Source organism: Iodobacter arcticus, from assembly GCF_042664895.1.
Taxonomy (GTDB): domain Bacteria; phylum Pseudomonadota; class Gammaproteobacteria; order Burkholderiales; family Chitinibacteraceae; genus Iodobacter; species Iodobacter arcticus.
This window is the reverse complement of the sequence record NZ_JBHTBQ010000001.1, coordinates 1-24416: the sequence shown is the minus strand read 5'-3', so window position 1 is coordinate 24416 and position 24416 is coordinate 1. Positions and strand designations below refer to the sequence as shown.

24 protein-coding genes and 1 tRNA gene are annotated in these 24416 nt (G+C 48.3%); 12 read left to right on the top strand and 13 right to left on the bottom strand.

Features of this window, described 5'->3' with window-relative positions; genetic code table 11:
- Positions 1-87 precede the first annotated feature (87 nt).
- The gene (locus ACFQNF_RS00125; protein WP_380185186.1) at positions 88-441 is read left to right on the top strand and encodes a hypothetical protein; all 354 of its coding nucleotides are present in this window, start codon (positions 88-90) and stop codon (positions 439-441) included.
- 252 nt (positions 442-693) lie between these two features.
- Here the strand turns inward: ACFQNF_RS00125 and rpsT are convergent, their stop codons facing one another.
- Complete coding sequence (gene rpsT, locus ACFQNF_RS00120) at positions 694-957, bottom strand: 30S ribosomal protein S20 (RefSeq protein WP_046351480.1); 264 nt, start codon at positions 955-957, stop codon at positions 694-696.
- Between the two features lie 220 nt (positions 958-1177).
- Between rpsT and murJ the strand changes: the two genes are divergently transcribed.
- Positions 1178-2725, top strand: a complete 1548-nt coding sequence (gene murJ, locus ACFQNF_RS00115; RefSeq protein ID WP_380185184.1) for a murein biosynthesis integral membrane protein MurJ — start codon at positions 1178-1180, stop codon at positions 2723-2725.
- A gap of 179 nt (positions 2726-2904) precedes the next feature.
- On the opposite strand, the gene ACFQNF_RS00110 is transcribed toward murJ, so the two are convergent.
- The 5 genes from ACFQNF_RS00110 to ACFQNF_RS00090 all read right to left on the bottom strand — a co-directional run bounded on the left by ACFQNF_RS00110 (position 2905) and on the right by ACFQNF_RS00090 (position 7108).
- Positions 2905-4107, bottom strand: a complete 1203-nt coding sequence (locus ACFQNF_RS00110; RefSeq protein WP_380185183.1) for an amino acid aminotransferase — start codon at positions 4105-4107, stop codon at positions 2905-2907.
- 286 nt (positions 4108-4393) lie between these two features.
- Positions 4394-4975, bottom strand: coding sequence for a BON domain-containing protein (locus ACFQNF_RS00105; protein WP_380185181.1), 582 nt, complete (start codon positions 4973-4975; stop codon positions 4394-4396).
- The gene (locus tag ACFQNF_RS00100; protein ID WP_380185179.1) at positions 4972-5562 is read right to left on the bottom strand and encodes a phosphoheptose isomerase; all 591 of its coding nucleotides are present in this window, start codon (positions 5560-5562) and stop codon (positions 4972-4974) included. Before ACFQNF_RS00100 ends, ACFQNF_RS00105 begins: the two co-directional genes overlap by 4 nt.
- Before the next feature lie 2 nt (positions 5563-5564).
- Positions 5565-5909 carry a YraN family protein gene (locus ACFQNF_RS00095; protein WP_380185177.1) on the bottom strand — a complete coding sequence of 115 codons (345 nt, stop codon included), beginning with the start codon at positions 5907-5909 and terminating at the stop codon, positions 5565-5567.
- On the bottom strand, positions 5906-7108 hold the full coding sequence (locus tag ACFQNF_RS00090; RefSeq protein WP_380185175.1) for a penicillin-binding protein activator: 1203 nt from the start codon (positions 7106-7108) through the stop codon (positions 5906-5908). Before ACFQNF_RS00090 ends, ACFQNF_RS00095 begins: the two co-directional genes overlap by 4 nt.
- Here ACFQNF_RS00090 and rsmI point away from each other — a divergent pair.
- Both rsmI and ACFQNF_RS00080 read left to right on the top strand, forming a co-directional pair.
- A complete protein-coding gene (rsmI, locus tag ACFQNF_RS00085) occupies positions 7103-7966 on the top strand; it encodes a 16S rRNA (cytidine(1402)-2'-O)-methyltransferase (protein WP_380185173.1) in 864 nt (287 codons plus the stop codon). The two genes, ACFQNF_RS00090 and rsmI, sit on opposite strands and share 6 nt — an antisense overlap.
- Before the next feature lie 222 nt (positions 7967-8188).
- Positions 8189-8273: transfer RNA gene (locus ACFQNF_RS00080), tRNA-Leu, on the top strand.
- Between the two features lie 108 nt (positions 8274-8381).
- Here ACFQNF_RS00080 and ACFQNF_RS00075 read toward each other — a convergent pair.
- Positions 8382-9248, bottom strand: coding sequence for a LysR family transcriptional regulator (locus ACFQNF_RS00075; protein WP_380185172.1), 867 nt, complete (start codon positions 9246-9248; stop codon positions 8382-8384).
- Between the two features lie 98 nt (positions 9249-9346).
- Here ACFQNF_RS00075 and ACFQNF_RS00070 point away from each other — a divergent pair, with 98 nt between their 5' ends.
- The 4 genes from ACFQNF_RS00070 (at position 9347) to ACFQNF_RS00055 (ending at position 12320) form a co-directional block, all read left to right on the top strand.
- A complete protein-coding gene (locus tag ACFQNF_RS00070) occupies positions 9347-9754 on the top strand; it encodes a CidA/LrgA family protein (RefSeq protein ID WP_380185170.1) in 408 nt (135 codons plus the stop codon).
- Positions 9751-10440 carry an LrgB family protein gene (locus tag ACFQNF_RS00065; RefSeq protein ID WP_380185169.1) on the top strand — a complete coding sequence of 230 codons (690 nt, stop codon included), beginning with the start codon at positions 9751-9753 and terminating at the stop codon, positions 10438-10440. The genes ACFQNF_RS00070 and ACFQNF_RS00065 overlap by 4 nt, the downstream gene beginning before the upstream one ends.
- A gap of 132 nt (positions 10441-10572) precedes the next feature.
- On the top strand, positions 10573-11292 hold the full coding sequence (locus tag ACFQNF_RS00060) for an EAL domain-containing protein (RefSeq protein WP_380185167.1): 720 nt from the start codon (positions 10573-10575) through the stop codon (positions 11290-11292).
- 233 nt (positions 11293-11525) lie between these two features.
- Positions 11526-12320 carry an endonuclease gene (locus ACFQNF_RS00055; protein WP_380185166.1) on the top strand — a complete coding sequence of 265 codons (795 nt, stop codon included), beginning with the start codon at positions 11526-11528 and terminating at the stop codon, positions 12318-12320.
- Positions 12321-12554: 234 nt separating this feature from the next.
- On the opposite strand, the gene ACFQNF_RS00050 is transcribed toward ACFQNF_RS00055, so the two are convergent.
- The gene (locus tag ACFQNF_RS00050; protein ID WP_380185165.1) at positions 12555-12848 is read right to left on the bottom strand and encodes a hypothetical protein; all 294 of its coding nucleotides are present in this window, start codon (positions 12846-12848) and stop codon (positions 12555-12557) included.
- A 269-nt stretch (positions 12849-13117) separates the two neighbouring features.
- Between ACFQNF_RS00050 and metF the strand changes: the two genes are divergently transcribed.
- Entirely contained in the window at positions 13118-13948 is an 831-nt protein-coding gene (gene metF / locus ACFQNF_RS00045; protein WP_380185164.1) for a methylenetetrahydrofolate reductase [NAD(P)H], read from the top strand.
- Here the strand turns inward: metF and ACFQNF_RS00040 are convergent.
- The 4 genes from ACFQNF_RS00040 to ACFQNF_RS00025 form a co-directional block, all read right to left on the bottom strand.
- Positions 13937-15772 carry a GGDEF domain-containing protein gene (locus tag ACFQNF_RS00040; RefSeq protein WP_380185163.1) on the bottom strand — a complete coding sequence of 612 codons (1836 nt, stop codon included), beginning with the start codon at positions 15770-15772 and terminating at the stop codon, positions 13937-13939. The two genes, metF and ACFQNF_RS00040, sit on opposite strands and share 12 nt — an antisense overlap.
- Positions 15769-16857, bottom strand: coding sequence for an ABC transporter substrate-binding protein (locus ACFQNF_RS00035; protein WP_380185162.1), 1089 nt, complete (start codon positions 16855-16857; stop codon positions 15769-15771). The genes ACFQNF_RS00040 and ACFQNF_RS00035 overlap by 4 nt, the downstream gene beginning before the upstream one ends.
- 131 nt (positions 16858-16988) lie before the next feature.
- Positions 16989-17579, bottom strand: a complete 591-nt coding sequence (locus tag ACFQNF_RS00030; protein ID WP_380185161.1) for a 2OG-Fe(II) oxygenase — start codon at positions 17577-17579, stop codon at positions 16989-16991.
- Positions 17563-19569 (bottom strand): site-specific recombinase, encoded by a 2007-nt coding sequence (locus ACFQNF_RS00025; protein ID WP_380185159.1) that lies wholly within the window; start codon positions 19567-19569, stop codon positions 17563-17565. Before ACFQNF_RS00025 ends, ACFQNF_RS00030 begins: the two co-directional genes overlap by 17 nt.
- Before the next feature lie 416 nt (positions 19570-19985).
- Here ACFQNF_RS00025 and ACFQNF_RS00020 point away from each other — a divergent pair, with 416 nt between their 5' ends.
- Positions 19986-21956: a DUF2298 domain-containing protein gene (locus ACFQNF_RS00020; RefSeq protein ID WP_380185157.1), complete on the top strand. Its 1971-nt coding sequence runs from the start codon at positions 19986-19988 to the stop codon at positions 21954-21956.
- Positions 21957-22010: 54 nt separating this feature from the next.
- Here the strand turns inward: ACFQNF_RS00020 and ACFQNF_RS00015 are convergent, their stop codons facing one another.
- Positions 22011-22211 carry a DUF1289 domain-containing protein gene (locus tag ACFQNF_RS00015; RefSeq protein WP_231743276.1) on the bottom strand — a complete coding sequence of 67 codons (201 nt, stop codon included), beginning with the start codon at positions 22209-22211 and terminating at the stop codon, positions 22011-22013.
- A 120-nt stretch (positions 22212-22331) separates the two neighbouring features.
- On the opposite strand from ACFQNF_RS00015, the gene ACFQNF_RS00010 reads away from it, so the two are divergent.
- Positions 22332-23150, top strand: a complete 819-nt coding sequence (locus ACFQNF_RS00010; RefSeq protein WP_046351363.1) for a UDP-2,3-diacylglucosamine diphosphatase — start codon at positions 22332-22334, stop codon at positions 23148-23150.
- Positions 23147-24193: a glycosyltransferase family 4 protein gene (locus ACFQNF_RS00005; RefSeq protein WP_380185155.1), complete on the top strand. Its 1047-nt coding sequence runs from the start codon at positions 23147-23149 to the stop codon at positions 24191-24193. The genes ACFQNF_RS00010 and ACFQNF_RS00005 overlap by 4 nt, the downstream gene beginning before the upstream one ends.
- Positions 24194-24416: the final 223 nt, after the last annotated feature.

Here is a 24416-nt window from a genome sequence, read left to right as displayed (position 1 = left end):
AATTAACGCATAAAATTTGTATCAAACCAGAACCTGCAAACACCATCAAAACCAACAAACTGCCAGCCAAAACAAGGAGCGAGCATTATGTCCGTTAATTTGCAGCTTCAACTGAGCATTGCACCACTTTCCTGTTTTGAGGCTAAACGCTGCCTTTATGCTCTGACGCGAGAAGGCATTGTAACGCTATGGCATGAACAGCGCCTCTTAAGTAGTGATACTTGTCTACTAAATCTGAATGCAGAATGCAGCAGCTCTGAAAGCCCGGAGTGGATCAGTGAGCGTTTAGCTGCCGCTATCTGGAAAGAAACAGGCCGTTTTGTACGGCTCACTTGCCTTGTTGATCACGATGAAACAGAGCATTTATCTACCTTTGAAGAAACAGACTATCAGCGCCTGATGCCCGCCTTCCGGCTGAGAATGCCGCCTTTACGCCGTTAATAGTAGCCTGTCGGGCTTAAGTGATGTCCGCGAGGGAAAGTCCGTTTTGAGACAGATTTGACAGATTTTCGAGGCGGGGTGGTGGTGATTAAACCCAAGCCTAGCTATTCAACGAAAAAATGCGTCAAATATGGCCAAATCCGGCTTTTCCGCAGTAGATCAGTCTTAAGTCCGGCAGGCTGCTAGTTAAATAGCAGACAAACAAAAACCCCAGCCGAGGCTGGGGTTTTCTTCACTCGAACATCTACAGAATTAGGCCATAGCCTTGATTGCTGCAGACAAACGGCTCTTATGACGAGCTGCCTTGTTCTTGTGGAAGATTTCTTTGTCTGCGATACGGTCAATGATGCTGACTGATAGCTGGAAGACGGTCTGAGCCGCAGCTTTATCACCTGCTTCCACAGCCTTCAGCACCTTTTTGATCGCGGTGCGGAAAGCGGAACGCTGGCTAGTATTGTGCTGGCGGGCTTTCTCAGCCTGACGTGCACGCTTGCGAGCTTGGGCACTGTTAGCCATGTTTTGAAACTCCTGACGGGCTTGCCCAAAAATCGGGCTAATTCGGAAACCGGCGATGATAGCCTCACTTTTACATTCTGGCAAGCACATATCAACTCGATCTTTATAGCCTAGGCAAAAAAACCTCATTTTTCCCATAAATTCAGTGGGTCAGTGTTTGCTTGCTACAGGAATAAGATACGGCCTTATAATTGGCCCCTCACTACTCAGACCCTCCGGCATGAACCTCCTTAAAACACTGGCCGCAGTCAGCTCAATGACACTGGTCTCCCGTATTCTGGGCTTTGTTCGCGATACCATTATTGCCCATATATTTGGCGCTGGCGCTGCCACTGACGTCTTTTTTACCGCATTTAAACTGCCCAATATGCTGCGGCGCATTTTTGCGGAAGGTGCGTTTTCACAAGCCTTTGTCCCCACGCTGGCGGAATATAAAACACGGAAAGGCGAAGAAGCGACCAAAGAATTTATCGCCAAAATTGCGGGGATGCTGACCTTAGTTTTGATTTTAGTCACCCTAATCGGTGTTTTAGCGGCCCCAGCAATTATTTATTTTTCTGCGGCAGGTTTTGCTAAAAGTCCGGATAAATTTAATCTGGCGGTAGAGCTGCTCCGCTATATGTTTCCCTATATTTTATTGATTTCTCTATCATCTTTAGTCGGGAGCATTCTTAATACTTATAACCGATTTTCGGTTCCTGCCTTTGTCCCCACACTTTTAAATATTTCATTTATTGCCTGCGCATTATGGCTAGCTCCGCTGATGGATCGCCCTATTTTTGCGCTTGCCATTGCCGTACTCATTGGAGGCGTGGCCCAGCTTTGCTATCAACTCCCCCACCTAGCCAAACTGGGTATGCTCATGTGGCCCAAGCTGGACTTGAAAGACGAAGGGGTATGGCGCGTCATCAAGCAAATGGGCCCTGCTATTTTTGGCGTATCGGTGGCACAGATCAGCTTGATTATTAATTCCAACCTCGCTTCTTTCCTAGCTTCAGGCAGTGTGTCGTGGATTTACTATGCCGACCGCCTGATGGAATTCCCGACCGGCGTGCTTGGCGTTGCGCTGGGGACGATTCTATTGCCTAGCCTAGCCCGTAGCCATGCCAGTGGCGATCAGGTCAGCTACGATCGTTTGCTGGATTGGGGGCTGCGTCTGTGCATCATGCTTTGCCTACCCGCCACCGTGGCTTTAGCCATCCTTGCCGAGCCCTTAGTGCTCACCCTATTCCAAGGCGGCAAGTTCTCTATGCACGATGCCTTAATGACCCAGCAGGCGCTAGTGGGCTATAGCGTGGGCTTGATTGGGCTCATCCTAATTAAAATCCTCGCTCCCGCGTTTTATGCAAGGCAGGAAATTAAAACTGTGGTGCGTATCGGCATCATCACGCTCTTCGTAACGCTGGCAATCAACCTAATCTTCTTGTATACCCTGCCTTTCAAGCACGCAGGGCTGACGCTGGGGATGAGCTTAGGCGCATGTCTGAATGCAGGCTTGCTATACCGCACGCTGCGTTTACGGGGCTATTACACCCCACAAGCAGCATGGAAGGGCTTTATGCTGCGCATCGCATTCGGCGTAGTCGCCATGAGCGCCTTGCTACTCGTGCTATTGCACTTTATGCCCGCCTTTGCCGAAATGAATAAGCTGGTACGAGTAGGCTGGCTCAGTGTATTGGTGATCGCTGGAGCAGGGACATACTTTGCATCGCTATTTGCCTTGGGCTTTAGACCTAAAGACTTCTCGCGCAAGGCAATTACAGATTGATAGATTTATGCCGTGAAAACCCAAATCTTGAACCACGGAGGTCACTGAGAACACGGAGTTTCACAGAGAAAAGCAAGTTTTGAATCGATCAAGTGCAAGCGCACAGGATTGCGCCCCTACACTGAAAAATAAAAAACCCACGAAGCGATTCGTGGGTTTTTTATTAGGCGCGAGCTAAATTACAGCACTTTAGCAATCGCATCCGCGACGTAATCAATATTTTTAGTATTGAGTGCGGCCAAGCAAATACGGCCAGTTGAAACAGCGTAAATACCGTACTCGTCTTTCAACACTTCAACTTGCGCCGCTGTCAGGCCGGTATAGGAGAACATACCGCGCTGAGCCGCTACAAAGCTAAAGTCTTGCGCTACGCCGCGCTCAGCCAGTTTGGCAACCAAGCTGGTACGCATGGCACGGATACGATCACGCATACCGGCTAATTCGTCTTCCCACTGCTGACGCAATTCTGGGTTCGCCAATACCGCAGCCACCACAGCACCACCATGAATCGGTGGGTTGGAGTAGTTGGTACGAATCACGCGTTTTAGCTGGCTTAATACACGACCCGCTTCTTCTTTATTTGCGGTCACGATAGACAAAGCACCTACGCGCTCGCCATACATCGAGAAGCTCTTAGAGAAGGAGCTGGAAACAAAGAATTGCAGGCCAGAAGCAGAGAATAAACGCACGGCAACTGCATCTTCTTCAATGCCATCAGCAAACCCTTGGTAAGCCATATCAAGGAATGGAACCAGCTTACGCTCACGGCAGGCCTCAACCACTTCCGCCCACTGCGCATCGCTCATATCTGCACCCGTTGGGTTGTGGCAACAAGCGTGCAAGATGATGATCGAACCCGCTGGCAGGCCAAGCAAAGCCGCCTTCATCGCTGTGAAATTAACGCCGCGAGTCGCTACATCGTAGTAAGGGTAGTTTTCTACCTTAAAGCCAGCCGATTCAAATAGTGCGCGGTGATTTTCCCAGCTTGGATCACTGATATAAACACTGGCATTGGCATCAAGACGCTTTAAGAAATCAGCACCAATTTTCAAAGCGCCAGTGCCACCCAAAGCTTCTGCTGTCACCACGCGGCCAGATGAAACCAGCTCGCTGTCTGCACCAAATACCAGATTTTGTACGGCTTGATTGTATGCGCCAAGGCCTTCGATGGCTTGATAGCCACGTGGCGGCTGCGCATCCATACGGGTTTTTTCTGCCGCTTTTACTGCAGCCAGCAATGGAATCTTGCCATTGTCATCGTAATACACACCCACACCCAGATTCACCTTGCCAGTGCGTGTATCGGCATTAAAGGCTTCATTAAGACCCAGAATCGGATCGCGAGGTGCCATTTCTACTGCGGTAAAAATCGAGGATGTCATCCTGTACTCCAGCAAAAGTAATTGGGGAAGGCGTGAAAGCAATCTCTGGCTATCTATAAGGCCGCATGCGGCTTAGCAGTAGAAAAGCAAGACAGCTAGCAATGCGCTAAAAGCACACTTTACAGTCGGCAATTTTAGCATGGACAGGCCCCAATACGGCCTTTTCCTTGTAAGCAAAAGCACTGCTCGCGCAAATCTTTACCCATCTTGCCGACCATCGGTCATGATTTTTATGCAGTGCAACAGCGAGCCAGCTCGCTCGCTGTTCTATTTAAACCATTCGCAGCTAATTAGCCGCTAAAGGCTCAACCAGCTTCACCACCTGCCGCACACCCGATACACGGCTAGCCGCACGGGCGGCAGATTCGGCGATGTCGGGCCTGCTTACCCCCATCAAATAAACTACGCTACGCTCGGTAATCACCTGCAAATGGAGCGCATCAGCATCATTTGCATCCGTCAATAGTGCCGTTTTAACCCTTGCAGTTAGCTGCGTATCGAATAAGCGATTCGCGGCCGTAGAGGGCACTGAAACAACGGTTTCATTGTAGATCTTGCGCGTCCTTGATTGCCGCTGCGCAATCTCATACGCCTTGGCTTTAGCCGCCTCATCTGGCACTTCACCTGTCAGCAGCACGATGCCATTAAAGGCTGTCACATTCACATGGGCTTTCTCTTTCCATGTATCGATCAAATCGCTGCTAATTTTGGCACCTAAATCAAAATCCGTTTTAATCACTTCTGATTTACGTGGATCCGACCCCACCATCGCGCCAACGGCTACGCCGCCTACTAACAGAATCGGCACGCAAGCAGATAAAGATGCTGCCAGCCCCAAGGCGAGTAATGCGCTTTTTAGCTGCATCATTCGCCACCCAGCAGCATATAATCAACCGCGTCGCATAAGGCATGAATCATGGTGATATGTACTTCCTGAATCCGCGCCGTGCGCTGCACCGGCACACACAAATGCACATCGTCACCCGAAAGACTCTCACCAATCTGGCCGCCGTCCCGCCCAGTAAAGGCAATGACGTTCATTTGCCGATCATGCGCGGCGTGAATCGCTGAAATCACATTGGCCGAATTGCCCGATGTAGAGATCGCAATCAGCAAATCGCCTGGGCGCCCCAAGGCATGTACTTGCTTAGAGAAAACCAGATCGTAGTCATAGTCATTAGCAATTGCGGTGATGGTCGAGGTATCAGTCGATAAAGCGATGGCCGCCAAACCTGGGCGTTCACGCTCGAAGCGGCCCACCATTTCTGCGGCAAAGTGCTGTGCATCAGCAGCGGAGCCACCATTGCCACACGTTAAGATTTTGCCGTCCGAGATAAAGGTTTGCACCATTTTCTCGGCACCAATGCGAATCCCTGGAGAGAGCAGCTCCATCGCCATTTGTTTGGCGTCGATGCTATCTAGAAAATGCTGTCGAATACGTTGTGCTAAATCCATTTTTATCCCTCAGTGGCGTCTATACAGTTTTTGAGCCAGTTGATCGTTTCCCCTTCAAAGCAAATTGCATCGAAGCGGCAAGGTGGCATAGGGGAAACTTTTAATAGGTAATATTGTGCTGTCGCCCGCAGTTTAGCGCGTTTCGCCGGGCTTATGCTGGCCGCGGCCCCGCCAAAGCGCGCATTACGGCGCTGTCGCACCTCTACAAATACTAAGGTATTACCATCCTTAGCGAGTATGTCAATTTCACCACGGCGGCATTGCCAGTTGCGCGCAATGATTTTTAGGCCCTGCTGCTGCAAAAAAATCACGGCTGCGTTTTCAGCGGCAAGGCCTAAATTATTCATGGCGCAGGAATAACCGGCGCGCTTTCTTCTGCGCTACTAAAAGTATTCAGCGTTAGCTCGCGCACAATCAGACCACCACTGCCCAAACTAATACCACCGCTTAAACCATCAAAATTAATCTCTTCTTTTTTACTTAATAGCGTGGCTAATTTCCAAGCATCAACGCCCAAAGCAAATAAACGCTCAACATCATTTGATTTAGAACGCGTGCGGTTTAATAAGGTGTAATCGCTATTTAACGGATTCAAAATCCACGGTGCTTCTAAATAACGAATGCCATTCATGTCCACACGGGCCGTTCTGCTCAAATGGCCAGGATTAATTTGGCTGGTGGCATAAACGGGCCGCTCATTACCCACAAAAGGGCGAGATAAGCGCGTTTGCCTCGAATTAGCCGCAAAAAAAACCGAATCATGCTCGCCTTCTTTCAGCTGATCGCGCAAAAGCTGCGCCTGGCTGCGTGCATCTTTTAAAGTAAAAATTTTAGGTAATGAGCCATTTGCCTCCTGCCAGGCATCAGCAAAACCCTGCACCATCCTTGCTGACAAAGGGCTATCACCCTGCAAAACCAGAGGCATACGCAAGCCTTCATCAAACATATGCTTGGCCATTTGCTGGGCTTCTTGCTCTATTGATAAAGAAAAGCTATAGAGCTGGGCACGGCGCAATGTTTTTTCATCAAAGGAGTTCAAAGCAATCACAGGAATATCAAACTCACCTGTATCCGCCAGATAATTAATCGATGGCTTAGTTAAAGGCCCGATCACCGCCACCGCACCTTGCTGGCTCAGCTGTTTAAATTGCTGCAGCACCTCTTCAGGCAAATCGTCCGTATCAAAAATTTTTACCGCTGGCAGCTCAGCATTACCATTCGATTTTTCTGCCGCCAGCACCCCGGCTTTAATCGCATCCACGGCTGGGCGCATTGCTTTGCTCTTGCCCGGTAGCAATACCGCAATAAAACCATCACGGCGCACAGGTTTAGGATCTGTAGTTGGTACGAGGGGTAAAACGTGCACCGCACTTGCCTCAGCGGCGGGGGCCTGTGCTGCAATCGTAAACGTTGGCTTTGCCGCCACAGCAGGAATAACTGGCCCAGCAGCACAGCCTGCTATGGCAGTAAGCAGTACAGCACCGTATAGTACGGACCCTAGCGCACTGCGCAATTCCGAAGCAAAAAGGAGAGCCTTAGCGTGCATACAGAATCCAATCCTATTATTAAGTCCGCATTATATGTGGTGGCCACCCCAATCGGTAACCTTAACGACATGACGCCTCGCGCCATTGCCGCGTTAAAAGGCGCCGATGTGATCGCGGCCGAAGATACCCGTGTCACTGGGCAGCTACTTAAACATTTTAATATTTCAACACCGATGGTGTCTTTGCGTGAGCACAACGAACACAGCATGGCTGAAAAACTCGTTGCCCGCATGCTGGCTGGCGAAACCATCGCCCAAGTATCCGATGCGGGAACACCTGCCGTATCTGACCCGGGAGCCCTGCTTGCTGCAGCAGCACATGCAGCCGGCTGCAAGATTATCCCTGTTCCTGGTGCTTCTGCACTGACAACCGCCTTATCAGCCAGTGGTTTCAACTGCCCGCATGCCTTGTTTTATGGCTTTTTACCGCCAAAAACCAAGCAACGCTGCGATGCACTCTCCGAGCTAAAAGATCAAAGCTTTATTAGCGTATTTTATGAAGCGCCACACCGTATTGTGGATTGTTTAAACGATATGGCCAGCGTATTTGGCCCGGATCGTGAAGCGGTGCTCTGCCGTGAAATCACCAAAACCTTTGAAACCATCCGCCGCCTGCCACTTGGTGAGCTAGCCGCTTGGGTCGCCAGCGATAGCAATCAGGAGCGGGGCGAATCAGTGGTGGTGGTGAATGCAGCACCACGAGCGACCAAAGCCGATGGTGCCGATTACGATAGCGTTTTATTGCCACTGATTGCCGAGCTACCACTCAAACAAGCCGTGGCTCTGGCCGTATCCATCACCGGCGCACCTAAAAATGCACTGTATGAACGCGCTTTAACGCTTAAAAAAGAAGCATAACTATCTTTTTGGCTGGAGAAAGACAGAAAGTTTGCTGACAAATCCATCCAAGCACCCTATTTTTTGTTCAGCTAGCGGTATGAATCGGCAAACTTTCAATAAGAAAACTGCCTTAGATAACAACAATCTATATTATTTTTTAGTAAAAATACGTGATTAACGGCAGATAATACTTGCCAAGCAAAGCGGGTTTCTACATAATCCGACTCCTGCACTGAACGAGCCCGGGTGGCGAAATTGGTAGACGCAAGGGACTCAAAATCCCTCGCCGCAAGGTGTGTCGGTTCGAGTCCGACCCCGGGCACCACTCGTTAGGTACAGATAAATTAAGGATTTCAAGGCTCAGCCTGAAATCCTTTTTTTTCGCCTGCGTTTCTGAAACAGCAAGCGTGCGCTCTCCTTTTGCAAATCACCCTCACCGCAACGCCTCAATCCATGCCCTTGCTGCGTGCGATAGATAGACATCTTTGCGCCAGCCCAGCGCGATTCGCCATGGAATTTCGGGCTCACTTAGGGCTGCGATCACGCAGCGGCCGGGGGTAATGCGGCGGGCGACGGATTCGGGGAGGAGCGCCACGCCTAGGCCACTTTCGACCAAGGCCACCATAAACTCCCATTGCCCGCTACGCCCTGCAATTTGTGGGCTAAAGCCTTGCGTCTGGCAGGCCGCCAGTACTCTGTCGTTGAGCGAATATGAAGCGCTGTAGAGTACAAAATGCTCCGTGCTCAGCTCGATCAGACGTACGGCAGATCGGCCCTGCCATTTGGATATTGTTGATGCAACTAAAACCAGACGGTCATCCGATAGCGGCAGCGTTTCAAAGCGATTTTCATCGACGGGCAGCAGCAATCCGCCCACCTCTAGCTCCCCCGCGTCCAAGGCGGCTTCAATAGCCTTGCCACCTTCTTCACGTAAGGTCAGCTCGATCTGCGGATAAAGACGTTTGAAATGAGCAATCAGCGGGATAAATAACATACCAGCCAAAGGTGGCACGCCTAACGCCAACTCGCCCACCGCCATGGTATTTAGATCAGCCAGCTCGGCTTGCAGGCGTGCTTCTGCTGCCAGCACTTCCTGACCACGTTTCAGCACCACGCGGCCCGCATCGGTTAAATGAAAGCGACGATACTCACGTAGCAGTAGCGGCACACCCAGCTCTTCCTCCAGATTTTTGACCATTTTGCTAATGGTAGGCTGAGTCACATTCAGTGCTGCAGCCGCTGCAGTAAAGCTTTGCAAGTTCACCACTTCGATAAAATAACGCAATGCTTTGATATCCACGACTCATGCCAAATTGGAATAGATATTATGATAATAAGTCATTTCAGCTATTTATCTAGAGGGCGTAAGATCAAGCCCTATGACAAGGAGTTGAAGTCGTGCCTAACAAGCTGTTTTCCTTTTTCCGTGTGCTTGCCCAAATTGGCCTCTTGATTGCCATCTGGCTGGCATCTGACTGGTTTGTACGCCGCACTGGCTTGCCGGTGCCGGGCGGCGTATTGGGGCTGGGCATTGTCTTTGTACTACTGCTTTTGGGAGCGCCACTCAGTTGGGTAAAAGATGGCGCTCAATGGCTGCTAGCCGAGATGCTATTGTTTTTTGTACCTGCAGTTGTCGCAATGGTTAAGTACAAAGCACTTTTTATCAGCGAAGGCTGGCAGCTCTTGGTGGTGATTTTCTTGGGTACGGCACTGGTGATGTGCGTGACTGCGCTAGTGGTTGATCGCTTTTTTAAAATTGAACATAAGCTACGTTTGGCCAAGGCTAAAAAGCGAGCAGCATCATGACAACCTCCACCCTCGCCCTGATCTGCCTCGTGCTGACGATTAGTGCTTATGCTCTGGCCAAGTTTTTATACGCACGCCATCAGCGCTGGTGGCTAGCACCGCTGGTGTTAACACCCGTGCTGCTGGTGGCTTTTATGCTGCTGACGCATACCCCTTATGAAACTTATTATTCCGATACTCGCTGGTTGCTATGGTTGCTTGGCCCTGCGACTGTTGCTTTTGCTGTGCCTCTATATGAATACCGCGCCCTAATGGTGAAGCACTGGCTGGCTTTATCTGCCGGAGTCATTGCGGGCTGTATCACCGCACTACTGAGCTGCGTTTTACTCGCCAAGCTATTTCATTTATCGCCTGAGCTCACCCGCAGCCTTTTGCCCAGATCAATCTCTACGCCTTTTGCACTAGCGGTATCCGATACTTGGGGTGGATCGCACGAGCTAACTGCTTTATTTGTAGTCATTACCGGCTTGATGGGCATGCTGTTTGGCGAGCTGATGCTGGTGCTATTGCCGCTTCGCTCCAGACTGGCACGCGGCGCTTTATTTGGCGCTGCGGCCCATGCGGTTGGCACGGCAAAGGCGAGAGAAATTGGCAATGAAGAAGGCGTAGTGGCCTGCATTACAATGATGGTTTCTGGCGTGGTGATGGTGTTAATTGCCCCTCTGCTTACGCCGTTGTTCGCTTAACATCTGGCGGGTTACTGCAAAAACCACCGCCACTTCCCGCCTAAAACAACTACATGACATGTAAGTATTTTTCTTACACCACCGCATCTAAGTCATTATAAAATACGAGAACTATTCTCATTAAAAAAATCAATGCCTAAATTATCCCCAATCCTCTTGCTTGATGTCATTCAACAGCAACGGTTTGGCGTTGAATACCAGCCTTTAATTCATACGCACAGTCTAGAAACAATCGCCCATGAAGCGCTCGCCCGTTTTTATCAGGGCGATGAGCAGCTGCTGCGTGCCGATCATTTTTTTAATGCACTACACGAAAGCCCGCTCACTTTGTTTCAAGTGGAATACCGCATGAAGCAACTGCAATTAGAAAATGCCCCCAGCGGCGAATTGTTTTTAAATCTTGATCCCGATGCCTATGCTGTGGCCGATGTTGCAGGTTCAATCAATCCCTTACTTGAGCTTATTCATTGCCGCACACATGTGGTGCTCGAGATCATAGAAAATAGTGATATCTCTGATGCGCGCCAAAGCGCCAATATGGCCAAAGCATTTCATGAAAAGAATATCCAATTAGCATTAGACGATATTGGCTCTCCTCATTCCATGCTATCGCTCCCCATCTTGATTACAGTCGATTGCTTAAAATTTGATCGCAGCTGGTTTGATAGTCTGCATCAAACCAATCATCGCATGGCTTTAGAAAGCTTGATTCGCTATGCAAAAGATTCAGGGAAACGCACTGTACTAGAAGGGATAGAAACTATAGAGCAGCTCGCCATTGCCCGTGAGCTGGATGTAGATATGGTGCAGGGCTTTTTATTTAAAGAGCGCTTTGTTCGTGTGAGTGCTTAAAAAAGACAATTAATTCAAGTCACTAAGAAATAATCACCTATTAAGCCTCTTTTACTTCCTGTAAAAGCAATATGCCATGCACTGCGTCTTATAAAATGCAGCTCTATTTGCCAATCACACAATAATCCGTACAGGAATAAACCGAAGCAATGCCGTTTAATAAAAAGCATAGCAATTATGCAATTGCCATAACACTTCTGATTTGCAGTTTAAGCGCTTGTGACGATAGCAGCATGGCTCAAATCGCAAAAATAGCCCATAGCCAAGAAGCCAAAACCCTCGCCAAGCTGGGTGAAATGGCCTTAGATAAAGCACTCAATCAAAAAAATGAAGTAGAACCAAACAACGCCCCTGACGAGCCGGTGGAATTAGTAAGCGGCCGTACCGCCACAGGCCCGCGGGATTTCAACCGTGCCAAGCAAGTTTTACCCGATGTATTTCGCGGCATGGAAAGCGATTTTTACTGCGGTTGCGCCTATCAGGGCAAGGAAATGGATTTGGCCAGCTGTGGCTATATCCCCAGAAAAAACGAAGCCCGCGCCCAGCGCTTAGAATGGGAGCATGTTGTACCAGCTTGGGTATTAGGCCATCAGCGGCAATGCTGGCAAAACGGCGGCCGCAAAAACTGCAGTAATAATGATCCACAATTTAAAAGTGCCGAAGGCAATCTGGTGAACTTAGTGCCATCGGTGGGCGAAGTAAATGGCGATCGCAGCAATTTCTCTTATAGCGCATGGACCAGTAAACCCGAACCCATGTATGGCCAATGCAAAACGATTGTCGACTTTAAAAATAAAAAAGCCCAGCCAAGAGAAGAAGTCCGCGGCCGCATTGCCCGCATCCATTTTTATATGTATGAGCGCTATCAACTCAAACTATCCAGACAAGACCAGCAGTTAATGTGCGCTTGGGCCAAAACTTATCCGGTAGATGATTGGGAAATCAAGCGAGATCAGCGTATTGTAAAACTACAGGGTGATGGCAATCATTTTGTGAGCGAGAAAACGACAGCGACTTTTTGCACCTAAAGGCAGCACAATACGTAGGCTCTTCAACTTCCCGAAATGCCATCATTCCCGCGTGTAGGCGGGAATCCAGTAGCACGACTGGATCCCCGATAAAAACACTCGGGGATGATGGGGTTGAGAATTTTTCGGGAAGCGACGTAGGTCGGGTTAGCAGCTTTACCGCGTAACCCAACACTCCCCATCACAACCTTGGCGCTAAGGCAGTGCTTTTAAAGCAGCGGCCTTAGAAAAATTCTACCCATCGTACTTATCCCAATTGATCGACCATGTCATCACGCCACGATAATCCGGATACGCTTTGGCTGGCTTGATACTGCCGCAGCTTTGTAGCTTGGTCAGGCAGCTGAGTGAATCGGCCACCACTTTGGCGGTCACCAAAGCTTGATAGATTTTACCTGCATACATCACTTGAGTGCCGCTGCTATAGATCTTTCCCTCCTGCCAGTTATCCAAAGCGAATGCTGAAATACTCAGCATCAACGAGGCAATTAACACGGCAATACGGGTGCCGCTAGTCTTTTTAGTCATAACTCCATCCTTATTAAGTATATTGAAAGTGCCCACTACTTTCTATGAAGTAGTCATAAGCACTGCGTCAGCATACAACAAGATAACAAGAAGCTAAGCCTTTGAATTTAAAAAGATACCTCTTGAAGTATCGCTACGCGTAGTCTAATAAATGCGGCAATTTCCCCCATAATTCGCTCATTTCTTTCATATTTGCAATGAATAGCCTGCATGCAATAAATAGAGAGGCAATGTTAAGATGATTTGATTAGTACAGAGGATAAAAAATCATGACGCCTTCCCCTATCAGCTTTGAATTTTTCCCCCCGAGAACGCCAGAAGGCGCAGAAAAGCTACGCACAACGCGTCGGCAATTGGCGCAATTTAAGCCTGAATTCTTTTCTGTGACCTTTGGTGCGGGTGGTACAACGCAGGAAGGCACGCTGAACGCCGTATTGGATATCCAATCCGAGGGTCATTCTGCTGCGCCACACCTATCCTGTGTAGGCTCATCCAAAGAAAGTATTCGCAGCATTGTGCAAAACTATAAAGACCACGGCATTCGCCATATTGTGGCTTTGCGTGGTGATATTCCTTCGGGGATGGGGGATTTTGGCGAGTTTCGTTATGCCAATGAATTGGTGAGTTTTTTACGCAATGAATTTGGCGATTGGTTTCATATTGAAGTGGCTGCCTATCCCGAATTTCACCCGCAGGCACAAAGCGCCGAAGCCGATATTCGTAATTTTGTAAATAAAGTACGGGCAGGTGCGGATTCGGCCATTACCCAATACTTTTTTAATGCCGATGCTTATTTCCGTTTTGTAGACGAAGTGAATGCGCGCGGCGTAACCATTCCTATTGTGCCGGGCATTATGCCTATTCAGAATTTTAGCCAATTGGCGCGTTTCTCTGATATGTGCGGGGCAGAAATTCCACGCTGGCTAAGGCTGCGTTTACAAGCCTTTGGCGACGATACAGCATCGATCCGTGCCTTTGGTCTGGACTTTGTAACCGAGCTATCAGATCGCGTTTTAGCGGGTGGTGCACCCGGCCTGCATTTCTATACGCTCAATGCCGCGGGTGCTGTATCTACCGTTTGCCAGCGCTTAGGTCGCTAAATCAACGAACTGTGCCTGATTGCGTCCACCCCGCTTCGCGCGGTAAAGCGCTTTATCTGCCATACGCAAGAAGTCAGCCGCGCTGACTTCTTCTGGCCCGGCATAGGTGGCAAGGCCTTGGCTAATCGTCAGCGCTGAGCCATCTTCATGTAAAAGCCCAAGTTTAATAACCGCTAAACGAAGCCGCTCGGCCAGTAATTTGCCCACATGCAAATCGGTATTAGGCAATAACAGAACAAACTCTTTCTCGCCAATCCGTGCCGCACAATCACCTGAACGCTCTGCAAACTTTCCTAATACTGCGGCGATTTTCTGCAAAGCGATATCGCCCTCATCCCGGCCATAATAATCGCTATATTGCTTAAATAAATCCACATCCAGCACGATCAATAAAAGCGGCTTGCTGTGGCGCTTTGCTCTGCGCATATCTTGCAAAAGCGCCTCATCAAAAGTACGCCGATTGGCAATTCCAGTTAAAGCATCATGCCCCGCTAAACGCTCTAATTGCTTATTTGCAGCCAGCAAAGCATTCTTTGTTTCTTGCAGAGATAATTGCTGGCGGCGATGCGCTAATACATTGGAACATAAGCCCGCCACCAGAGGGAGTAAACGCATTTCTAATTCAGAATACTGGCGATGCTGATCAGATAAACCTGCAAATAAAACCCCTAGGCGCTCACCATTAAAATCTAAAGGCAAAGCGACCAGCTTAGCCAAATGCAAATCACGGCATAATGCCGCCTCACCACTTTCTTCAGCCAATTCATTTGGCACACTCATCATGAAAGCAGCTTGTGAATTCAGTTTCTTTTCACTTAATGGAAACAAATTACGTTTTGCTAAAGTAAAATCAGGCCGAATTTTCTTATTGCCCTTATGCCATAAATAAACGCTGCCTTGTTGAACCTCACCCGCAAAATGAACCGCCACTAAAGTATCAAGTCCCATCAGTTGGCCCGTTTCTTTTAAGGTTTGCTCTAAACCAAACTCAGCCCCATCCAGCGGCATACTTAAATATCGGGCCGCATCTTTGGATAGCAATTGTAAAAATTCGGACAAATAAAACGATTCATCGGTACGCTGTGCAACTTCAACCTCTAATTGATCACGACTCTCAGCTAAGGCATGAATTAATTGCCCCCGCTCCTTTTGCTGATGCAATAAATTACTCTGCAAATTAGCAAAGCCTTGCAATAAATTATCCAATTCATCCCGCACAGGGCTTTCAAATAAAGGCGGTGGAGGAGCGGTATCTAAATGATCGGGGCGCAAAAGATGGGTATGAATCGTCAATGCATCCAAACGCCTTAATACTACTTTGCGTAAAAAAAGCTGCAAGGCAAATAAGAGCCCCATCACAAATAATAATTGGGCAAGTGCAAAAGGCAATACCCGATAAGCAACCTGTTTCCAGATCTCATAACGATCACTGATCAAGGTTAAGCTGCCAACCGGGATAATGCTGCTCTTATGCATTAATTCCACGGTATAGCTTAATTCTTTCGAAACCTCGTCACTCACCCCTCGCATATAACGAGCACCACTGGGTGTAATCAGCGCAATGCCTGCCACGCTGCTTACTGCCGAGAGGCTATCGAGCTCTTCGGTAATCGCAATCGGATCAATATCCCATAGTGCAGCACTTAAGCGAGGCCGGTGCTCTTGAGCAAGACTCACTAGCTGCGCATGTAAATTCTCAGCAACATCAAAATAACTCAGTACCGAATAAACCATGACAATCACGAGCATCAGCAAAAAACCAATGCGATATAAAATTTTACTTAGCCGCTGTGCGATCGGCTGAAAATGCTTACGTGCGCTCATTGTAATAAGGACTCTAAAGAAAAATCATACTGCTTTACTTTGGGATTAAGTGTTTTGCTATAGCTAGCAAAATGAATTTTCTTAACACCATGCGGGCTAAACCGGTCTAGGAATAAATGGGCGTTCGACGGGCTGACTAAACCAAATGAAGGCAATTGTATTTGTGTTCCCTGCCCAATAAAGTCCCGACCATGAGCATAATCATACAGCAGCACCATGCTCCATGCTCCCACCATAAAATGCCCGGCAGATAGAGTACTCAAGCGGCCATTTTTTACCATCATGACTGCGTCATTGGAATAATTAATGGCAGAGACCAGAACTTCTTTATGTGGCCCTTTACGCTGCTCTAAGCTAGAAATCACCCCAAACGCCATCAGATCACTGGCGCACCAAACCGCAGCCGCCTGAGGGTAGCGATCGCTCAGTACATTCATCTGCTCTGCAGCCAGCCCTCTACCCCAATTGCCATAAACAATCTGCTTAAGTTGTACCTTGGGAAACTCTTGCAAAGCCTTTTGCAAACCCTGCACGCGTGCCTGTGATGCTGGCGTCGATTTATCCCCTGCAATTGCCACTAATTGATAGAAGCCATTGGCAGCCGGTTTTTTCGTTTGCACTAATCGTGTTAATAAAGCCTTGCCCGTCAGATAACCAGCCTGCTGATTATCTGGATATAAACTGCCTATCCAATATTTAAAGTGGGAGCGAGGCGGCCCGAACTGCTTCATCTGCTCAGGCGTTAAATCATTTAATGCAAGCAGAGTAGGAATCTGTGCCTGCTCTGCAATCGCTAATAAAGGGGGGGCCATTTGCCTTTCATTGACCACAATTAAATAATCAGGCTTGGGCCCTTCAGCCAGCGTTTTTTGTAACAAAGAAGGCATACGCAAATGATCTCGATCTGCATAAACAACCCTGAACTCCATGCCCAAATTTTGCGCAGCTGCAGCCATAGCCTGGCTGACGCTCAGCCAAAATGTTTCACTTTGTTTGCCCGGATTAATAAATAAAACCGAAATAGCCCACGAAGGCGAGCTACTTAATAGCAAGATCAAAATACAAAAACGACGAAGTAAGCTCATCTGTCACCCCTATATAGCAAAGAGGTGAAACTCTTATTCTGCATTGATACCGCTTCCCTAAAGGCCTTACTGATATGGTTGAACGAATAGCAGGAGTAAAGTTTACACTTTACGCCTGCTATTGTGCTGAATCACATCGATCTGCGACGAAACCAACCTGTTAATGATAAACGCTCACGCTTACTAATTGAGACCTCATGCTCAAACCGATTAGATAAAAACACCACCAGCTTGCCCCCTTCCGGAAGGATATCTAAATAGCTCGCGTCATCTAAATATAAGCGCAGCTCTCCCCCATCATCTTTTTCCCACTCCGGGTTTAAATATAAAACCATCGTTATCACCCGAGCATCTTCGCCCCGGTGCTGATCTAAATGACGCGAATAAAAACTACCAATCGGATAGGCCGCAAAATGGCACTCCAGCTCACTCAAACCCAAATACAAAGCCGCATTCAGCTCGTTTTTCAAATCATCTAACTGGCTTAATACCTTAGCTGCGATGGTATCAGTAGGCTCAACCCAGCAAATATCATCTCCACGAACTTTCTCAATCACCGTATGACCGGCTTGTCTGCCTACACCAGCCCGATGAAATAAATCACGCCGCTCTTGCATCACGGAGGCAAGGATATTGACCTCGGTGCTCTCTAAAAACGCGGGTATAACGGCAAAGCCATGCTCTGCCAAGCCATCAATGATGGACTCAATGCCTGTTGCCATTTGCTTCACTCGATACTTCTTCTTTAGTTGGAATAAAAAAGTCTACAGGCCGTTTTAAAAACCGGCGTATCAACTGGCCCAGTAAAGGCCTTGTCTGGCGAAACGATAGTTTACGCGAACGTAATGCAACCCAAAGCGCCAAAGTAAAACTAATCACTAAATTGGTCATCCCAATCAAAGCAACCCCGAGGAGGGAAATCACAAGTACATGCCAATCCATTTGGAAATTTTGTGCAACAAGTGCAAAAGAAAAATTGGCAGATGAAAATGTAATATGCCGGATATCAATCGGCAACCCCAACAGAGCACCTATTGTACCAATAGATCCAAGCATAATCCCAAAATAGAAGTTCCCCGCCAGAGCACCTAAATTATGCTCAATATAATTAGCCATCCTTTGCGTTCTGGCCATACCAAACAAGCGATTCAGCCAAGGCAGGGCAGCAATTCGTTCAGGAATCTCATTATAAATTGCTTTGTTATCGTAATAACCTGAAATCAAACCCGACATAAATAAACATACCCCGGCAATCGCCGCATGAAAAATAGCTAGGCTGGCAATCGGGCTTAAATCTTGCAATAAATGATTAGCTTTGTCTGTGTTAACAAAGGCCTCACCCAGCTGCCATTGCCAAGCCATACCAATCAGCAATGCCACCGGCATGGCCAGTAAAACATTGCCGGCAATCGCCACAAATTGCGTTCTAAATACTTTAACAATCAGCTCAACCAAATCACTCAAGCCATCTTTTTGCTTAGAAGATAAATGAATCGATGCGGCAATTTTAGCTGCCGTCATTGCAGGCTGCTTTGTTGCTACCGTAAAGTGCATAATATGGATAAACATAAAGCCAAATGCATAATTCAAGCTAAAAGCAATCGCTTCGAGCAGCAAAGGCAGGTGCGCTTTGGTAATCAGAATTTTTAACATGGCCATAAAGCCAACAATCACCCCGGCACCGGCTGCCGATTTAAACATCCCCGCCCAATCGCGGCGCGTTTCGGCAATATAGTGCTCGCCTGTATGGCTGGCGTGTTCGGTGACCTGTAAGGCCAACAGTTCGGTATTTTCTGCAAATAAATCTTTCAAACTGTACTTACGATTTTCTGCCGTTACAAAAGCATGCAGGGTATACAGCAAAGTGGCTGATTTTTCCGGGGATGGATCTGGATTCGCTAAAGTTAGTAATGTTTTTAAGCGATCAATATGCTGACGCAATCGAATCAATAAATAAGTTAGGCTAACTGACACGCCTTGCTTGGCGGCGTTTTTACGCACTTTGGCAATGACTTCTTCGCATTGCGCCAGCAATACACGAATCTGTAAATCATCTTCGCTGGGCTTACCATCATGAATTAAATCCTGACGATAGCGTTCTATCCAGGCCAGCGTTTCGACATTCTGCCGCACAAAGGGCGATTCAAACCGCTCAATATCCGGATGATTTTTTACAATTTCCGGCTCAAGCCCAATGGCAGAAACGCGACAAGACAAAACCTGAATCGCTTCCAGCATTTGCACCAAAGTGCGGTTAATACTTTCTCTGTCTGTTTCATCATGAAAATGCAGAGCCAAGCCTAAATCCTGCCACACTTCATGCGGCACATTACCAAACCACACATGATCATCGGAATAATTAAAAGCAGCGCCAAATAAATCTTTTAATGACGATAAATTAAGCTTAGGCGGCAGCAGCCTATGGCCAATACGCCGCACCAGTGCGTCATAAAGGCTTTCATTCGAAAGAATGCCGGTATCGGTATAAAGATGTACTTGTTTTGTGGTCGACAACAGATGTAATAAATGGCGGCGTAAAGCGGCACGCAGCTCGATATTTTGTTCAAGTAAATAGCATAACGCTTGAATATTGTTCACAGCTTGCGTGGTGTTTTCAGCTTTAGCCGGGCGCAATTCGGCAATCAGTTGGCAAAGCAGCCCAAAGGCATGATCTACCGTGGCTACTTGCATTGATTTCAGTATTTTTTCCATTCAGTACTCTTTGTTAAATCCATATAAAACGCTTAAAGCGCCACACGTTTTTATTACCGCTTAAGGTGTCATTACCTGCCGCCCTTCATATCCTCATTTTGCAGACCCAAGCAGAGCCGAACTCTTTTGTGAGCGGCGATCAGCAGACAAATCATAAAAAGCTAAGTAAGCCCATACAGAGTGCAAGTAGACGCGCGAGCTGCCCGACGTGGATTGAACGGGAATCACGCACGCTTGGCAAGCCGCCTTTTTCCCCTTTTCATATTTATAGCGCCAAGAGCTTGGCTTAGCTGAATAGTAAACACCCACAAAACAAGGCTGACTGTCAGCAAAAACAGACCATTACCACTCATTAAATCATTTTAAGCTTGCACTTATGTACAATCTGTCAGCAAAGCCTTATATCGGAGCAAGCAATGCATGTGATTTACTTGGTGCTAACAGCAGCCATTCTACTTGTAAATTTAGCCGCACTAGGCCGCCTATTTAGTCGCTACTTCGCCGATGCACAACTTGCAAGAGCGGCCGGAACACTTGCTTTGCTGACTGGCCTCTTCTTTATTGAACATTTTATCGGCCTAGGCCGTTTAAGCTGGGTTTGGCCGCTCAGTACACTCATCAGCTTGCCCTTATTATTTAGCCACTGGAAATCAGGGGCTTGGCGATCTGAGCTGCCATTCTGGCTACCCTTTGCTTATGTGTTTGCCTGGCGCTTTGTTTTTCCCGATATTGATGGCCAATCAGAGCACCTAACTGATCTGGCCTTTGTATCCAACTACCTCAGTGGCATGCAGCTGCCCCCTACCGATGTCTGGCTCCCTGCTTACCGTTTCGATATTTATTACGGCTTTTTACATTACGCCACAGCCTTGATGGGCCGCATATTGGCTCTTGATGCCGGGCGAGCGATGAACTTTGGCTTTTGCCTGACCATCGCTTTTTCCATCAGCTTAGCCTGGAGTGTAGCCAGCCATTTTTTTACTTCCCGCTGGAAAAAAGGCGTGCTTATCGCCGCACTCTTAGCCGGTGGTACAGGTGTTGCCCCACTTTTGCCTGTGCTCTATGGAGCAGCCAACAGCGATCAAGCGGCAATTAGCCAGCTCTGGGCTAATACGCGCTTTGCAGGGCTTTACGATCAGCAGATCAATACCTCAGCAGGACAAGCACTTTTCCCTAAAGTAGCCCCAACCTCAGATGATGCAGCACCTCGCGAGCTGCCACTGGAAACGCTGTCTTATTACATTTACCTTGGCGATTTACATCCGCCGTTAGCAGGCTTTGCCCTGCTCTTTTTTGCGCTGGCGCTGATCATCCGCTTAGAAAACGATCAGCAAGCTAAACCACTGGCTTTTGCTTTAGGTGCAAGTGTGCCGCTGCTGCTTGCGGTGAATGCCTGGAATCTGCCCTTGCAAGGCTTACTGGTATTAGGATGGTGTATCTATCGCCGGGCAGATCGGCAAGCTTGCTATTTAAAATACTTGCTTGCTGGTGCTGGCTGCGCCTTAGTTCTGCTCTACCCCTTTATCAATAGCTACGCGCCAAATGCATTGTCTGCGGGCTTTGCCTTTGTGGCCGCAGATGACCATACGCCACTGCGCCAAGGCTTAGCCATCTGGTGGCCAGTATTACTGTTGGCCGCTTTGGCTCTGGGCCAAGGGCCTAAAAATCGGCTGGCATTCTGGAGTGGGGCAGGGGTTTTACTGCTGCTTGGCTTGATGGAATTCGTGTATATCAACGATCCGCTTTCGGGCACTTATAACCGCTTTAACTCCACCTTAAAGTGGTGGTCCTGGCTTTATCCAGCTGCGCTCTTATTGCTTGGCTCTATTGTGCTTAGCAGCCCTATGCGCTGGCAGCGGTATCTGGCCGCCGTGCCACTGATCGCCATCTGCGCCTACGCTTTGCCACAGGCACAATATTGGCGCTATCACCCTAAAACCAGCCTTGGACAACTTGCTGGCGATGGTTGGTTAAAAAATGATTATGTTCAACGGGCGATTTTGAATCATCTGCGTGTGGCAGAGAAAGGGATCGTTTTAGAAGGATTAGACGGTGGCTCCTACACGCCTGCCAGCGCCTTTGCCCTGCACAGCGGCCAAGCTTCGGCTTTAGGCTGGCCAGATCATGAAAGCCTGTGGCGTAATCAAGCGCCTTTTATTCAGGCAGAAGCGGGCAAAATCCGCGCCTTTTATCACGCGTCCCTGCCCAACGCTGATGCTTGGCTCAAAAGTCAAAATATTCGCTACATTGTTTGGAGCCGCTTCGATCAGGCTCGCGGGCCAGAAGCCTTTGCAACGCTACGTGCGCAATTAGAGCCGCACTATGCATGGCGAGTGCTGGTAATCGAAAACGGTATTGAATATGGGGTTTGGGAGCTACGTAGCTAAACCTAGCCTGATAAGAGCGGCCATTGCCGCTCTTATCTACGGACCCTGCGCTAGCTATCTAAGCCAAGGCGCAACTTTGCCGCCTTGCCGCCATTGCTCTTCTAGGCGCGCCCAGATTTTATCTTTCTGCTCATCACTCATCATCACCCAAGTTGAAACCTCGACCACATCGCGGCCGCACCCCCGGCATATATCATCGCCTAAGGCGGTCGAACAAACGGCAATACACGGTGAATCAGGGCGTTCTTTTTTCAAAATCTTTATTCCTGCAAGGCTGTGGTGGAAAGTATTCACTAATTCTATCCAAACATCGATATCACTGATCTGTCACAAACAAGCGGCATTATTCATGCATCACCTCCTAGAGTCACCCGTATGTCGGAGATCACTCTCAAGTTTCGTAGCATTTGGATCTCTGACCTGCATCTTGGTACATCAGGCTGCCAGACCGCCTATTTACTCGATTTTCTCAAGCATTGCGATGCCGATCATCTTTATTTAGTCGGCGATATTATCGATGGCTGGGCCTTAAAACGCTCTTGGTTTTGGCAACAAAGCCACAATGATGTCATCCAAAAAATCCTCAGAAAAGCCCGCAAAGGCACCAAGGTAACCTATATCCCTGGCAACCATGACGAAGGTGCACGGCAGTTTTTAGGGCTGATGTTCGGCGAAATTATTATTGAAGATGAAGTCATTCATACCATGGCCAATGGTAAACGCTTCTTAGTACTACATGGCGATCGCTTCGATGGCGTTGTGCAGTGCGCAAAATGGCTGGCAATTGTCGGAGACCGCCTCTATACCATTACATTGAAACTCAACCATTGGTTTAACCGAGCCCGCGCACGGATGGGTTTAGGTTATTGGTCTTTGTCGCAGTTTCTGAAACACAAAGTAAAGTCGGCAGTCAGTTTTGTATCTAATTTTGAAACGGCAGTTGCCGCCGAAGCCAAAGCACTCGGCTTGGATGGCGTGATCTGCGGCCACATTCATAAAGCAGAAATGCGTGAAATCGATGGCGTGCTCTACTGTAACGATGGCGATTGGGTGGAAAGCCTCACCGCTCTTGTTGAATTACAAAATGGCGAACTCCGTATCCTAACTTGGCAAAAGTTTTTTATCGACCAACAAGCCGAACTAATCGACCTGTACGCCCCTAACTCTCCCCTTTTCGAAGGAATGACAGCATGAATATTCTGATTGTGACTGATGCATGGGAACCTCAAGTCAACGGCGTGGTTCGCACTCTCAAGCAAACCCGTCAAGAACTGGAACATCTTGGTCACATCGTTGACGTGCTCTCCCCCCTCGAATTCAAAACCATTCCTTGCCCTACCTACCCAGAAATCCAACTATCTCTATTTCCTGGTAGAAAAATTGCGCAGCGCATCAAAGCATTTAACCCAGACGCCATCCATATCGCCACCGAAGGTCCCTTAGGTCTATCGGCCCGCCGTTATTGCATTCGCAACAAACTCCCCTTCACCACCGCCTACCATTCGCGTTTCCCAGAATATGTACAGCTACGCATCGGCATTCCTCTTTCTTGGACTTACGCTTGGTTGGCCCGCTTTCACAATGCAGCAGAAGCCGTCATGGCCCCTACACATGTGGTAGTAAAAGACTTAGAAGCGCGTGGTTTTAAAAAAGTAGTGATGTGGTCACGCGGAGTCGATCTAAAAATATTCAGCCCTGGTAGCAGAGACCGCCTGCAAACACGCCACCCTATTTTTGTATACGTAGGCCGCGTGGCTGTAGAAAAAAACATCGAAGCATTTTTAGAGCTAGATTTACCCGGCTCAAAATGGGTTTGTGGTGATGGCCCTGCCGCCGCTCAGCTACGCAGCAAATATCCTAATATCAACTGGCTAGGTGTACTCAGCCAAGAGGAACTTGCCAAAGTCTACAATGCCGCCGACTCTTTTGTTTTCCCTTCTAAAACAGACACTTTTGGCTTAGTTCTGCTCGAAGCAATGGCCTGCGGCTGCCCCGTTGCAGCTTATCCAGTCACAGGTCCGATTGATGTGATCGGTACAGATGGCCCCGGTGCACTCAATGCAGACCTACAAAAAGCCTGCTTAGACTCTTTAAAACTAAGCCGTGAAGACGTACGTAAGCACGCAGAAAAATTCTCGTGGGCCGCAGCAAGCCAACAATTCCTAGCCCATCTCCACCCATTCACCCCTACAGCCCAAAACGAGCTAGCGCTAAGCCTTGCAAACACAGGCGAATAATCCACAAAATGTTGAGTGGATGCCAGTTTGTAGGTCTTGTAGGTCGGGTTAGCGGCTGTATGCGTAACCCGACACGCAAACCACAGAAGGTTATCGTGACGCGAAGGCGGCATTCCTTCCGCGCAAAGCAAAACCCCCGCCTCTTTCGAGTACGGGGGTTCTGTTTACTGCATCTTTACTACTTTAACGTGCGAATCTTTGATTCGCTCAGTAAGGGGGTGTC

Bases quoted from the DNA above. Each gene is read 5' to 3' on its own strand.
- ACFQNF_RS00125 (WP_380185186.1), top strand. From the start codon at position 88: ATGTCCGTTAATTTGCAGCTTCAACTGAGCATTGCACCACTTTCCTGT.
- rpsT (WP_046351480.1), bottom strand. From the start codon at position 957: ATGGCTAACAGTGCCCAAGCTCGCAAGCGTGCACGTCAGGCTGAGAAA.
- murJ (WP_380185184.1), top strand. From the start codon at position 1,178: ATGAACCTCCTTAAAACACTGGCCGCAGTCAGCTCAATGACACTGGTC.
- ACFQNF_RS00110 (WP_380185183.1), bottom strand. From the start codon at position 4,107: ATGACATCCTCGATTTTTACCGCAGTAGAAATGGCACCTCGCGATCCG.
- ACFQNF_RS00105 (WP_380185181.1), bottom strand. From the start codon at position 4,975: ATGATGCAGCTAAAAAGCGCATTACTCGCCTTGGGGCTGGCAGCATCT.
- ACFQNF_RS00100 (WP_380185179.1), bottom strand. From the start codon at position 5,562: ATGGATTTAGCACAACGTATTCGACAGCATTTTCTAGATAGCATCGAC.
- ACFQNF_RS00095 (WP_380185177.1), bottom strand. From the start codon at position 5,909: ATGAATAATTTAGGCCTTGCCGCTGAAAACGCAGCCGTGATTTTTTTG.
- ACFQNF_RS00090 (WP_380185175.1), bottom strand. From the start codon at position 7,108: ATGCACGCTAAGGCTCTCCTTTTTGCTTCGGAATTGCGCAGTGCGCTA.
- ACFQNF_RS00065 (WP_380185169.1), top strand. From the start codon at position 9,751: ATGACAACCTCCACCCTCGCCCTGATCTGCCTCGTGCTGACGATTAGT.
- ACFQNF_RS00060 (WP_380185167.1), top strand. From the start codon at position 10,573: ATGCCTAAATTATCCCCAATCCTCTTGCTTGATGTCATTCAACAGCAA.
- ACFQNF_RS00055 (WP_380185166.1), top strand. From the start codon at position 11,526: ATGGCTCAAATCGCAAAAATAGCCCATAGCCAAGAAGCCAAAACCCTC.
- ACFQNF_RS00050 (WP_380185165.1), bottom strand. From the start codon at position 12,848: ATGACTAAAAAGACTAGCGGCACCCGTATTGCCGTGTTAATTGCCTCG.
- metF (WP_380185164.1), top strand. From the start codon at position 13,118: ATGACGCCTTCCCCTATCAGCTTTGAATTTTTCCCCCCGAGAACGCCA.
- ACFQNF_RS00040 (WP_380185163.1), bottom strand. From the start codon at position 15,772: ATGAGCGCACGTAAGCATTTTCAGCCGATCGCACAGCGGCTAAGTAAA.
- ACFQNF_RS00035 (WP_380185162.1), bottom strand. From the start codon at position 16,857: ATGAGCTTACTTCGTCGTTTTTGTATTTTGATCTTGCTATTAAGTAGC.
- ACFQNF_RS00030 (WP_380185161.1), bottom strand. From the start codon at position 17,579: ATGGCAACAGGCATTGAGTCCATCATTGATGGCTTGGCAGAGCATGGC.
- ACFQNF_RS00025 (WP_380185159.1), bottom strand. From the start codon at position 19,569: ATGGAAAAAATACTGAAATCAATGCAAGTAGCCACGGTAGATCATGCC.
- ACFQNF_RS00020 (WP_380185157.1), top strand. From the start codon at position 19,986: ATGCATGTGATTTACTTGGTGCTAACAGCAGCCATTCTACTTGTAAAT.
- ACFQNF_RS00010 (WP_046351363.1), top strand. From the start codon at position 22,332: ATGTCGGAGATCACTCTCAAGTTTCGTAGCATTTGGATCTCTGACCTG.
- ACFQNF_RS00005 (WP_380185155.1), top strand. From the start codon at position 23,147: ATGAATATTCTGATTGTGACTGATGCATGGGAACCTCAAGTCAACGGC.